The organism is Homoserinimonas flava, assembly GCF_054969005.1.
On the sequence record NZ_JBUEQS010000002.1, the window covers coordinates 248849 to 261138 of the forward strand.

Consider the following 12290-nt stretch of genomic DNA (forward strand, 5'->3'; position numbering starts at 1 on the left):
CCCGCCTGCCACAATGGGGCAATGGCTTCTCCTGTCAATCCTCCCCGCGGCATGCGCGATTTCCTCCCCGCCGAAAAGGCGCGGCGCGAACGCGTGCTCTCCGTCATCCGCAACACCTACCGGGCGCACGGCTTTGACGAGATAGAGACGCCCGTCATGGAAGACAGCGCGCGGCTGCACGCCGGGCTCGGCGGCGACAACGAGAAGCTCGCCTTTGGCATCCTCAAGCGCGGTCTCACCGCCGATGACTTCGCGGCGGCGCACGACGCCCTCGAGCTCGCCGACCTCGGTCTGCGCTTCGACCTCACCGTGCCGCTTGCGCGGTTCTATGCAACGCACCGTGCCGCGCTGCCGCCGGTCTTCCGCTCCATTCAGATTGCGCCCGTGTGGCGTGCGGAGCGCCCGCAGAAGGGGCGCTTCCGCCAGTTCGTGCAGTGCGACATCGACATCATCGGCGACGCGGGGCCGCTCGCCGAGCTTGAGCTCATCACTGCGACCACGGCGGCCCTCGACGCGCTCGGGCTCGAAGGCTGCAGCATCCGCATCAACGACCGACGCATCTTGATCGGGTTACTCAGTCACTGGAAGGTCCCGGCCGAGTTGCACGAGCGTGCGCTCATCACGATCGACAAACTCGACAAGATCGGCGCAGACGGTGTCGCGGCCGAGCTCGCCGAGCAGGGCATCGCGACCGACGGTCTTGCAGCGGCGCTCGGGGCATCTGGCTGGGATCTGCTCGACGATGCTGCCGCGTCCGAATGGCTCGACGCCGACGCCTACAGTGCGCTGCTCGAGCTCCGCGCCGCGGTGCCGAACGCCGAGCTCGTCTTCGACCCGACCCTCGTGCGCGGCATGGGCTACTACACGGGCACGATCTTCGAGATCGCCCACCCATCGCTGTCGTACTCGCTCGGTGGTGGCGGTCGCTATGACGGCATGATCGGGCGATTTCTGGGCACGGATGTCCCGGCGACGGGGTTTTCGCTCGGCTTCGAGCGCCTCGTGGACCTCGTCGAGTTGCCCGACACCGACGGTGCCGACGCCGTCGCGCTCCTGCACGACGCGGCGACCCCGCCGGCGCAGCTCGTCGCGCTCAAGTCGGCGCTGGTCGAGCGCGGGCACCGTGTGCGGCTTGAGCGCCGACCCAAAAACACGAAGGCGACACTCGAGCGTCTCGCGGCAGAGGGGTTCAGCAGCTTCGCCTTCGTCGATGCCTCGACGGATGCCGCGGCCATCGAACTGCGCCCACTCGACTGACTCTCTCCCGCGCCACCCGGCGCGAGTAGGATTGCAGCATTCCACCCCCTCTCAAAACTCTCGAAGGAGACACCCGTGTCGTTGATCGAGGCCATTGGCGCCCGCGAAATCCTGGACTCCCGGGGCAACCCGACCGTGGAGGTCGAGGTCCTGCTCGATGACGGCACCGTCTCTCGTGCCGCTGTGCCGTCCGGCGCCTCCACCGGCGCGTTCGAGGCATACGAGCTTCGCGACGGCGACAAAGATCGCTACCTCGGCAAGGGCGTGCAGAAGGCTGTTGACTCCGTGCTCGACGTCATCGGGCCGGAGCTTGAGGGCTTCGACGCGACCGACCAGCGCCTCATCGACGCTGCTCTCATCGAGCTCGACGGCACCGAGAACAAGCAGCGTCTCGGCGCGAACGCGATTCTCGGTGTGAGCCTTGCGGTTGCGAAGGCCGCCGCCGATTCGTCTGACCTGCCGCTGTTCCGCTACCTCGGTGGCCCTAACGCGCACACGCTCCCCGTGCCGATGCTCAACGTCATCAACGGTGGCTCGCACGCCGACAGCAATGTCGACATCCAGGAGTTCATGATTCTCCCGATCGGCGCCGAGACCTTCAGCGAGGGTCTGCGCTGGGGCGTTGAGACCTACCACGCGCTTAAGAGCATCCTTCACGGCAAGGGCCTCAGCACCGGCCTCGGCGATGAGGGTGGCTTCGCGCCGAACCTCGGCAGCAACCGCGATGCGCTCGACCTGCTCGTCGAGGCGATCGAGAAGGCCGGCTTCACGGTCGGCAGCGACATCGCACTTGGCCTGGATGTCGCGGCGACCGAGTTCTTCGAAAACGGCAAGTACACCTTCGAGGGCCAGCAGCTTTCGGCGGGCGAGATGAGCGCGTACTACGCCGACCTCGTCGCGGCCTACCCGCTCGTGACGATCGAGGACCCGATCTCCGAAGACGACTGGGAGGGCTGGGCCCAGCTCACCTCCGAGCTCGGCTCGAAGACGCAGCTCGTCGGCGACGACCTTTTCGTCACCAACCCCACCCGTCTTGCGAAGGGCATCGAGGCGGGCACCGGCAACTCGATCCTTGTCAAGGTGAACCAGATCGGCACGCTCACGGAGACGCTCGACGCCGTGACGCTCGCCCAGCGCAGCGGCTACACCGCCGTGCTTTCGCACCGCTCGGGTGAGACCGAAGACACGACTATCGCCGACCTTGCGGTCGCGACCGACTGTGGCCAGATCAAGACAGGTGCGCCTGCGCGTTCGGAGCGTGTCGCCAAGTACAACCAGCTCCTTCGCATCGAGGAAGAGCTCGACGCGGCTGCCGTGTACGCGGGTCGCTCGGCGTTCCCGCGCTTCAAGGGCTGACGCTTCTCGCTGGTTGAGTAGGGAGCGCCAGCGAGCGTATCGAAACCCGGACGAGTGCCACTGAGGTTTCGATACGGCCCTGGCGGGCCTACTCAACCGGCGGTTTTGCCCGGTTAGGCTTGCATCATGACCCGCAAGCCTCGTGTGAAGAGCCTGCCGGTGGCGCTGCCGGAGCAGGGCGCACCGAGCAACTGGCTGCGTGGCATCCGTCTCTCTGGCTTCACGATGCTCACACTCGGCATGCTCGTCGTCTTCGTCGTGGCGCTTGCCCCGTCGCTTCGGGTGTTTGCTGAGCAGCAGAACGAGCGTGCACAGCTCGCGGCCGAGGTCGAAGCGCAGCAGCAGTCCGTGGAGGAGCTCGAGCAAGACGTGGCGCGCTGGGATGACCCGAGCTATGTCGAGGCACAGGCCCGCGAGCGGCTGTATTACGTGAAGCCCGGCGAGTTCAGCTATCTCGTGATCGACGACGGTGCGACCGTGACCTCCGAAAGCGGAATGCCCGTGAGCGACGAACTGCTCACGACAGAGGTCGACTGGGTGAACTCCCTGCTCACCTCGGTGCTCACCGCAGGGCTCACCGATGCCGCGCCCGACGAGATTCTCGCGCCAGACGTGGAGGGGGGCACGGAGTGACAACACCACCGTTCGACCCCCCGAGCGCCGAGGACGTGCGCATCGTGAGCCGGCAGCTCGGCCGCCCGGCACGCGATGTGATCGGCATCGCCGCACGCTGCGTCTGCGGCGCCCCGACGGTGGTCTCGACCCGGCCGCGGCTCGCCGACGGCACGCCCTTCCCGACGCTGTACTATCTTTGCCACCCGGCCGCGACGGCGGCGGTCTCGACCCTTGAGGCGAACGGCGTCATGCCGGAGCTCGCTGCACTGCTCGATGGCGACACGGCCGAGGCGTATGCGGCGGCCCATGAGGCGTACCTTGCCGACCGGGAGACCATCGAGCACGTCGATGAAATCACCGGGGTTTCGGCCGGCGGTATGCCGACGCGGGTCAAATGCCTCCACGCCCTTGTCGGGCACTCTCTCGCTGCGGGGCCCGGGGTGAACCCGATCGGCGATCTCGCGCTCGAACGCGCCACATGGTCTCCGAACGTGTGCGAATGCGCTGACTACTCCGACGCCGATTCGGATGACGATTCGGCGACCGCGAGCGGGGTCAAGTGACCAAGCGGCGCTCTCGCCCTCTGGCGGCGAGCCTCGCTCTTGCGATCGTCTTCACCCTCGTCGCAGCGACGCCGGCGGCGGCCGACGATATCCGTGATCGCGAGTATTGGCTCGCAGACTACGGCATCGAGTCGGCCTGGTCGGTCACCCGCGGCGCTGGTGTCACGGTGGCCGTCATCGACACGGGGATCGACGGCTCGCATCCAGATCTCGCGGGCGCCGTCGTCGGCGGCACGGATGTTTCGGGGGTCGGCAGCGCCGATGGTCAGACTCCTGTCGGCTCTTCGAGCAAGGAGCACGGCACTATGGTCGCGTCCCTGCTCGCTGGGCGGGGCAGCGGCGAGGGGGACGGCGTGATCGGGGTCGCCCCTGAGGCGAGCCTGCTCTCGGTCTCGGTCGGGTTTGGCGTGGGTTCGGTCGCATCCGACGACCAGATTGCGCAGGCCGTTCGCTGGTCGGTCGACAATGGTGCCGACATCATCAACATGTCGCTCACCCGCAACACGCTCGAGTGGCCAGAGAGCTGGGACGAGGCGTTCCTCTATGCGATGCAGAACGATGTGCTCATCGTCGCTGCCGCAGGCAACCGTGGCAGCGGCACCACCCAGGTGGGGGCGCCAGCAACCATGCCGGGCGTGCTCACGGTTGCCGGGGTCGATCGCAACGGCAACGCCAGCTTCGACGCGTCGTCGCAGGGCATCACGATCGCGGTGGCTGCGCCGAGCGAGGAGCTAGTCGGGGCGACCCCTGGCGGCGGCTATTCGTCGTGGGGTGGCACCAGCGGGGCGGCGCCGCTCGTGGCGGGTCTTGCCGCGCTCGTGCGGTCGGCGCATCCCGAACTCGACTCTGGCGAGGTCATCAATCGCATCACGGCCACAGCGCAGCAGGTCGGCGCCGGCGCCGACCCGAGTCCGATCTACGGCCATGGGCTGATCGATGCAGAGGCCGCGGTCTCCGGCTCCGTTCCGGTCGCGGGTGTGGCACCCGCGGATCTGCTCTCGGAGTGGATCCGGGTGTATCGTCGCGCCGACGCTGAGCCGATCCCGACGCCCACCCCGGTGCTGCCGTCGCCGACACCGATTGTTGAGGTTGAGGCTGGGCCAGTGAGCCCGCTCGGCACCGTGTTGCCGTCGATAGACCAGTTGCGCTTCGTGGGGATTCCGCTGCTCGTGTTTCTCGCCTTCACGCTCGCCCTCGGTGCCATGGGGTGGTTGGCGCTCCGCCAGTTCGGAAGAGCGCGTGTCAGGGAGTAGAATTCAGGTCGTGCCAAAAATCCTCATTGTCGGCGGCGGATACGCCGGGTTCTACACCGCGCGCAAGCTCGAGAAACAACTGCGCCGTGGCGAAGCGGAAGTGGCGGTCGTCGACCCGCTACCGTACATGACCTATCAGCCGTTTCTGCCCGAAGTTGCGGCCGGCACAGTTGAAGCTCGGCATGCGGTCGTTTCGCTCCGTCGGCACCTGAAGTCCACCAATGTCATCGCTGCCCGCGTGACCGCGATCGACCACGCGTCGAAGACGGCAACGCTCACGCCCGAGGTCGGCGAGCCGTGGCAAGTCGACTACGACATTGTCGTTGTCACTGCTGGCTCCATTACGCGCACGTTCCCGATCCCCGGCATCGCCGATACGGCCTACGGGCTCAAGACCATAGAAGAGGCGATGGCGCTTCGCGATCGCGTTGTGGGCAACTTCGAAAAGGCGTCAGTGCTTGCTCCTGGGCCCGAGCGCGACCGGCTCCTCACCTTCACGGTTGTTGGCGGCGGTTTTGCCGGCATTGAGGTGTTCGGTGAGCTCCGCAGTCTCGCGAGCTCACTTATCAAGCAATACCCCACCCTCTCGTTCGATGACACGCACTTTCACCTCATCGAGGCGATGGACCGCATCATGCCGGAGGTGTCGCTCAAGACAAGCCACTGGGTGCTCAAGAACCTGAAGCAGCGTGGCGCCGATGTGCACCTCGAAACGCAGCTCACGTCTGCCGTTGCTGGGCGCATCGAAACCTCGACCGGTCAGGTATTCGAAACTGACACGATCGTGTGGACTGCCGGCGTCATGGCGCACCCGGTGTTGAGGAACACCGATCTTCCCCTCGAGGAGCGCGGTCGCCTTCGCCTTGGCGCCGATCTCCGGGCGCGCACCGAGGATGGCGACATCGTGCCAGATGCTTGGGGCGCTGGCGATGTGAGTGCGGTTCCCGACCTGAGCGGCGGCGGAGTCGCCGGCATGTGCGTGCCCAATGCGCAGCACGCCGTGCGTCAGGGCAAGCTGCTGGCAAAGAACCTCGTGGCGAGCCTTCGCGGTGACGAGCCGCGCGAGTACTTCCACAAGAACCAGGGTGCGGTCGCCGGGCTCGGGCTCGGGCACGGTGTGTTCCAGTCGGGCAATTTCGCGATCAAGGGTGTGCTCGCGTGGGGCATGCACCGCGGCTATCACGGTCTTGCGATGCCCATGTGGGAGCGCAAGATCCGCGTCTTCGGCAACTGGATCATCTCGATTCTCGTTGGCCGAGACGCCGTCGGCATCGAGGCCCGTGAGACCCCGCGCGCGGTGTTCGAAGAGTACGCGGCCCGCCCGAAGGCCAGCGCCTCACGCAAGTAGACTTCGGGGGCACCACCCGCCCCCGTAGCCCAACCGGCAGAGGCACCCGACTTAAAATCGGCACAGTCTGGGTTCGAATCCCAGCGGGGGCACGCCTACCGCTGCGCGCCCACTTTCCCTCTCAAAGCTCCGCCCCTGAGGCGGAGTTTTTGCGCTTTTTCGCGACTTCGCGCGTAACAGGACGCAACGCGCCGACTTGCAGCGAAACACTTCCATCACCTTCTCGGCAGGCCGCTACTCTCAACCGTTGTCCACCCCGTCGTACCCCGCGACGGACCGGCCGTCCAGAGTGAGGAACGCCGCATGATCAGTCTCGAGAAGCTGAGCAAGGTCTACGGGCACGGTGCTGATGCCACCGTCGTGCTCGATGATCTGAACTTCAGCGTCAATGAGGGTGAGATTTTCGCTGTCGTCGGGCCGAGCGGCGCGGGCAAGAGCACGCTGGCGCAGTGCGTGAATCTGCTTGAGCGGCCGACATCCGGTTCGGTCATCGTCAACGGCGAGAATCTCTCTCGCCTCACGGAGCGCCAGCTCCGAGTGGCTCGACGTCGCATCGGCACGATCTTCCAATCAGACGGGCTTTTCAGCCGGCGCACGGCCGCCCAGAATGTTGCACTTCCGCTCGAGTACCTCGGCGTCACCACGGCCGACGCCAAGCGTCGCGTCGCCGACCTTCTCGACAGGGTAGGTCTCTCGGCGCGAGCAGACCACTATCCGCACCAGCTCTCCGGTGGCCAGCGTCAGCGCGTTGGGATCGCCAGGGCGCTCGCGCTTCGGCCCTCCATCCTGCTCTCCGATGAGGCCACCTCCGGTCTCGACCCAGACTCGACGGCCTCCATCGTCTCGCTCCTCAAAGAGCTTCGCGACGACCTCAGCCTGTCGATCCTGTTCATCACCCACGAGATGGACACCGTGCTCGCGGTCGCCGACTCCGTCGCGCGGCTCGACCACGGTCACATCGTCGAATCCGGGCGCGTCGTGGAGCTGCTGCGAGACCCGGCCTCAGAGCTCGGAAGGGCCCTCCGCCCTGCACACCCTCACGCGGCCCCCGTGCCAGGAGACGCAACCTGGCTCATGACCTATGTGGCACCGGATGTCCCGAGCGATTGGCTTGTGCGGCTGTCGGAGCGCCTTGGGGCGCCCGTGTCGCTGCTCGGCGCCTCAGTCGAGACGATCAACGGCTCCACGGTTGGTCACGCGACGATCGGCCTCGCAGCGAGCCATGAGCACGCGCTGCGGGTCGAAGCCGAAGAGCTCGGCCTCGCCGTCCACGCCGGCAGCGATGTCGCCGCCACCCCGGCACTGGAGCGTGTCGCATGATCACGACAGCAGTGCGCGCCGTCAACGACGTCCCGCTCGCCGAAATCCCAGCTCTCGTACTCCCCGCCCTTGGCGAGACGCTCATCATGGTCGGCATCGTCATGGCCATCGTGACGCTCGTCGGCATCCCGCTCGGGGCGCTCGTGCACAACCTCGCACCCGGCGGTCTTTTCGAGCATCGCGTGGCGCACACGACGCTGAGCTGGATCATCAGCATCGGTCGCTCGCTTCCCTTCCTCATCCTGATGGCCGCGATCGTGCCGTTCACCCGCTTCATCACGGGCACGAACATCGGTATCGCCGCCGCAGTCGTGCCGATGTCGATCGCGGGCATCGCGTTCTTCACCCGCATTGTTGAGAACTCGCTCAGAAGCGTGCCGCCGTCGCTTGTCCGCGTCGCGAAAGCGTCTGGGGCATCCCGGCTGCAGATCATCCGAAGCGCTCAGCTCAGCGAGGCGGTGCCATCGATCATCGGTGGTTTCACCATCAATACGATCGCGATGATCGAATACTCCGCCATCGCGGGCACCATCGGCGCCGGCGGCATCGGCTATGTCGCGGTCACCTACGGCTACCAGCGATTCGATACGACGGTCATGCTCGCCACGATTGTGATCCTCGTCGCGACCGTCGCCGTCGTGCAGCTTGTCGGCGACCGCCTCGTGCGTCTCACGACCCCACATGCCAGCAGCAATTCCCTGCGGCGCCGCCCGGCGCCCGCCCGCGTCACCGTCTAAGCCCCCACAGCAGCACCGAGAGGAACACCACACCCATGTCTGAAAACCCGAACCCCCAAGATCACGGCTTCGAGATTGCGAAGCGCAAGAAGTGGCCGTGGATTGTTGGCGGCGTCGCCGTTGTCGGAATCGTTGCCGCGCTCGTCGTCGTGCCCGCCCTGAACCCGAGCACGTCAGCGAACGAGGTCGAGGGCGCGACCCTGTATGTCGCGACTGCCGAGGGCAACTCGGCCGAGCAGGCGCTCATCGAGTTCATTGCTGAAGAGGTGGCACCCAAGTACGGCATCACCGTCGAGTTCAAGGGACTGTCCGACAGCAACACCATCAACCGGGCGGTGAGCGAGGGCGAGGTCGCCGGCACCATCTACCAGCACAAGCTCTGGCTCGGGCAGGTGCTTGAGTCAAACCCTGACTTCAGGGAGGAGGCGGCAACGCCCGTCTTCCGCTGGGGCTTCGGTCTCTGGTCAGACAAGTACGACAGCGTGGAGGACATCCCAGACGGGGCCACAATCTCGCTCTACTCGGACCCTGCCAACGAGTCACAGGGCCTCTGGGTGCTTGAGAGCGCCGGCCTCATCACCCTCAAGGAGGGCACCGGCAAGGGCGACGCGACGCAGGACGACATCGAGTCGAACCCCAAGAACCTCAAGTTCACGCTGCTCGACTTCGCTGCACAGTCGCGCGCACTCCCAGACATCGACGCGGCGGTCGGCTACACCGAGTACTACCTCGCGGCCAAGATCCCGATCGAGCAGCTCATCTACGCCCCCACGGCACCCGACGAATTCGCTGGGCAGCTCACCATCGGCAGCGACTATGCCGACACCGAAAACATCAAGGCTCTCGTCGCGGCGTTCAAGGACCCTGCCGTGCAGGAGTTCCTCGCCACCGACGAGTCGGTGAAGGGCATCCTTCTCCCGCTCGAGTAGCACCTTCGCTTCGCCATGTCGGCAGCCCCGCGTAGGGTTGCCGACATGTGCGGGCGTTTCGCGATGAACAAAGAGACCGACGACCTGATTCAGGAGTATGTCGCTCGCGGCGGCGACGTCCATGACTGGCGTCCCAGCTACAACATCGCCCCGACCACCACGGTCCCTGTCATCCGGCACCATGCTGGCGGCCGCGAGGTCGCGGGCGTGCGGTGGGGCATCGTGCCACCCTCGTCTCCGACGTTTGGCGGTGGCAGGCCGATCATCAACGCGCGCATCGAGACCGTGACATCCAATCGGCTCTTCTCCGGCCCGTTCGAGCAGCACCGCTGCGTTGTGCCGGCACTCGGCTACTACGAGTGGCGCGCGACGCCGGGGGGCAAGCAGCCGTACTTCATCACGAAGCCAGACGGCGACGTCGCCATGGCGGGCATCATTCGCCCGTGGCTCGACCGCGCCGCCGCCGCCGATGACCCAGCGCGGTGGCAATTGTCGATGGCAATCATCACTCTCGACGCACATGTTGCACCCGGCGAAGTGCACGACCGGATGCCGGCGTTCCTCACCAGGGATTCCATCGATGATTGGCTCGGTGACCACCTCGACTCGGGTGACCGCATCGATCTCCTGCGGCTCTCGTCTCGGCAGGTCGCGAGTGATCTCGCCTATCACCCTGTGTCGAAGGCCGTGAACAGCGTGCGCAACGACAGTCCCCAGCTCATCGAGCCGATCGCGGAGCCTCTCGACTCGGCGCCGCTCGATTCAGGCCCTCTCGATTCTGGGCCGGGCGACTAGCGCGTTCGCGGCTGCGCCACGAAGCGCATCCACGCCCAGATTGCAATGCAGCTGGCGGCGAACCCTCCCGCGAGCAAGATGAGCGCCGCGAGGGGGAGTCTTGCTGATGGCCCACCGAGCAGCACGGCGAAGGCGATCGTGCCGGCCGCGAGCGCGAGCACACACCACAGCCAGCGATGCCACTCCCACACGACGCGACCGGGGAGGGCACCGATGGGCAGGAGGAGCGCGAGCACGGAGCCGACGCCGACGAGACAGAGGGCGGCGAAGATTTCGCTCATGAGGCTCGGCCAGAATCCGACCACATCACCGAGCTGCGAGTGCCCGACCCAGCCGATCATGCCGAGTGCCAGCACGGTGCCAACCTGCAGCAGGTTGACGATGGCGCGACCGCGCACTGGGGTCTCGTGGGGCATCCTGATGCCGATGAGGGTGCCGGTGACGAGCGGCGGCGTGAGACCGATGATGCGCGAGAGCAGACCGGATGCGATGGCGGCGACGAGCAGCATCGGGCGGAATCGCACGCGCCCGTCGATGCCCCGCCAGAAATGGCCGAATCGGGCGGCGATGGTCACGCCGACGAGATTGAGGATGCCGAGTGCGATGGCGACAGCGACCGTGAGCCGCAAATAGCGCACTTCGCCTTTGACCCCGCCGGCGATGACCATGAAGGCGACCGTCACGACAAAGGGGATGGCGGCGGAGAACCAGGGGGAGAGCCCGATCGTCTGATCGTCGCCCGTCGAGCGATTGCGACCCGTGAGCTTCGGCCTGGCCCAGGGCAAACGCCCGCGTAACGTGCTGGCGAGCAAACGCGCTGGCAGCGCAACGAGCAGTATTGCGGCGATCGCCAGGAGGAGGGCGCGCCACCAGTTGCCGCGCTCATAACTCTCTGTGATGGTCGGCAGCCCGTCGCCGAAGGTTGTGGGCGACCCCCAGTTGGTGAGTGCGTCTGCTCCGGCATCGCCCGACAGCGAGGGCAGCGTCGGAAACCCGGTTGCGCCGGGTTCGCTCGGTGTTGGCGAGCTCGGCACTGGGGCGTCATCGGGGGTTTCGCTCGGCGAGGGGCTGGGGCTGGGGGTCGGCGATGGTGTGGGTCTTTGGGGTTGCGAAGGGGATGCTGCGGGGCCGAAGAAGACTCGAATCGCCGAGCTCGGCGCGCTGTGGTTGCCAGCCGGGTCGATCTGGATGGCTCGGACTTCGTGCGCTGCGTTGCTCAGGGTGCTTCCCCCGACGCACGACCACTGGCCGTTGCCGTCGGTGCGAGCGCTGCAGACGGGGATGCCGTCGAGGTAGACATCGACGCTGCTGCCGGCCTCGCCGGTGCCTGCAAACGTGGTGGGCAGGCTCAGGAGGCGATAGTCGCCCGCCGGGCTGACGATGACGGGGGCGGCTGGTGCGGTGGTGTCGAAGGTGATGCTGCGACTTGCTGGCGCTGATCGGTCGTTCGGCGCTCCGATGGCCTCGTGTGCCTGCTGCGCCGAGACCACATAGGTGGCGGTGGGCACTCGTCCGCCGCCAGCGGCGGTTGGGGTGCACGACCAGGAGCGCGCGGTGGTCGCGGTCGCTGCGCACGACCCGGCGCCGTTCGCGAGACTCACGGTCACGCGCGCTCCGGGGTACGCGGTGCCGCTGACGATGCCGGCGGTGAGGGTTGTCGGGGTGATCGTCGGGGCGCCGAGCACGTCAACAGTGATGCTGCTCGAGGCTGAACCGTCTGGAGAGTGTTCGGTCGCGGTGATGACGCGATCGGCGCCGTTGCTCAGCGACACGCGACATTCCCACGCGAGCGAGCTGTCGAGGTCAATGTCGGTGCAGGCGGCGACACCATCGACGTCGACCGTCACCGTGTTGCCGGCTTCGCCGCCAGTGCCGCGCACGGTCACCGCGGTGCTGTTGATGAAGGCCCCGTCAGCCGGGCTGGTGATGAGCGGTGCTGCGGTGGGGGCCGCTTCGGGTTCGGCGCCAGCGTTCGGCATGCCGGCGAGGGGTGCGAGCGCAAGGAACAGGCTCAGCAGTGGGACGGCGATCACCGCAAGCGTGCGAGACATCGACCCTGTGGTCGGCTCGTCGTGCTTCGGGAGCGTTCGGCGCACCGTCACTCAATTCGGGTGGGA

11 protein-coding genes and 1 tRNA gene are annotated in these 12290 nt (G+C 66.7%); 11 read left to right on the forward strand and 1 reads right to left on the reverse strand.

Going from position 1 to position 12290, the window contains the following annotated elements:
• The first annotated feature begins 21 nt into the window (after window positions 1-21).
• The 11 genes from hisS (at window position 22) to ACY48M_RS06710 (ending at window position 10173) form a co-directional block, all read left to right on the forward strand.
• Window positions 22-1257, forward strand: coding sequence for a histidine--tRNA ligase (gene hisS / locus ACY48M_RS06660; RefSeq protein WP_462819489.1), 1236 nt, complete (start codon window positions 22-24; stop codon window positions 1255-1257).
• Window positions 1258-1332: 75 nt separating this feature from the next.
• Window positions 1333-2613 (forward strand): phosphopyruvate hydratase, encoded by a 1281-nt coding sequence (eno, locus tag ACY48M_RS06665; protein ID WP_462819490.1) that lies wholly within the window; start codon window positions 1333-1335, stop codon window positions 2611-2613.
• A 126-nt stretch (window positions 2614-2739) separates the two neighbouring features.
• Entirely contained in the window at window positions 2740-3246 is a 507-nt protein-coding gene (locus tag ACY48M_RS06670) for an FtsB family cell division protein (RefSeq protein ID WP_462819491.1), read from the forward strand.
• Complete coding sequence (locus ACY48M_RS06675; RefSeq protein WP_462819492.1) at window positions 3243-3791, forward strand: DUF501 domain-containing protein; 549 nt, start codon at window positions 3243-3245, stop codon at window positions 3789-3791. Before ACY48M_RS06670 ends, ACY48M_RS06675 begins: the two co-directional genes overlap by 4 nt.
• The gene (locus tag ACY48M_RS06680; protein ID WP_462819493.1) at window positions 3788-5044 is read left to right on the forward strand and encodes a S8 family peptidase; all 1257 of its coding nucleotides are present in this window, start codon (window positions 3788-3790) and stop codon (window positions 5042-5044) included. The genes ACY48M_RS06675 and ACY48M_RS06680 overlap by 4 nt, the downstream gene beginning before the upstream one ends.
• 10 nt (window positions 5045-5054) lie before the next feature.
• Complete coding sequence (locus ACY48M_RS06685; protein WP_462819494.1) at window positions 5055-6392, forward strand: NAD(P)/FAD-dependent oxidoreductase; 1338 nt, start codon at window positions 5055-5057, stop codon at window positions 6390-6392.
• 18 nt (window positions 6393-6410) lie between these two features.
• Window positions 6411-6484, forward strand: a tRNA-Leu gene (locus tag ACY48M_RS06690).
• Between the two features lie 211 nt (window positions 6485-6695).
• Window positions 6696-7712 carry a methionine ABC transporter ATP-binding protein gene (locus ACY48M_RS06695; protein ID WP_462819495.1) on the forward strand — a complete coding sequence of 339 codons (1017 nt, stop codon included), beginning with the start codon at window positions 6696-6698 and terminating at the stop codon, window positions 7710-7712.
• Window positions 7709-8449, forward strand: coding sequence for a methionine ABC transporter permease (locus tag ACY48M_RS06700; RefSeq protein WP_462819496.1), 741 nt, complete (start codon window positions 7709-7711; stop codon window positions 8447-8449). The genes ACY48M_RS06695 and ACY48M_RS06700 overlap by 4 nt, the downstream gene beginning before the upstream one ends.
• A gap of 35 nt (window positions 8450-8484) precedes the next feature.
• The gene (locus tag ACY48M_RS06705) at window positions 8485-9378 is read left to right on the forward strand and encodes a MetQ/NlpA family ABC transporter substrate-binding protein (RefSeq protein WP_462819497.1); all 894 of its coding nucleotides are present in this window, start codon (window positions 8485-8487) and stop codon (window positions 9376-9378) included.
• A gap of 45 nt (window positions 9379-9423) precedes the next feature.
• Window positions 9424-10173 (forward strand): SOS response-associated peptidase, encoded by a 750-nt coding sequence (locus tag ACY48M_RS06710; RefSeq protein ID WP_462819498.1) that lies wholly within the window; start codon window positions 9424-9426, stop codon window positions 10171-10173.
• On the opposite strand, the gene ACY48M_RS06715 is transcribed toward ACY48M_RS06710, so the two are convergent.
• A complete protein-coding gene (locus ACY48M_RS06715) occupies window positions 10170-12224 on the reverse strand; it encodes a hypothetical protein (protein ID WP_462819499.1) in 2055 nt (684 codons plus the stop codon). The two genes, ACY48M_RS06710 and ACY48M_RS06715, sit on opposite strands and share 4 nt — an antisense overlap.
• Window positions 12225-12290: the final 66 nt, after the last annotated feature.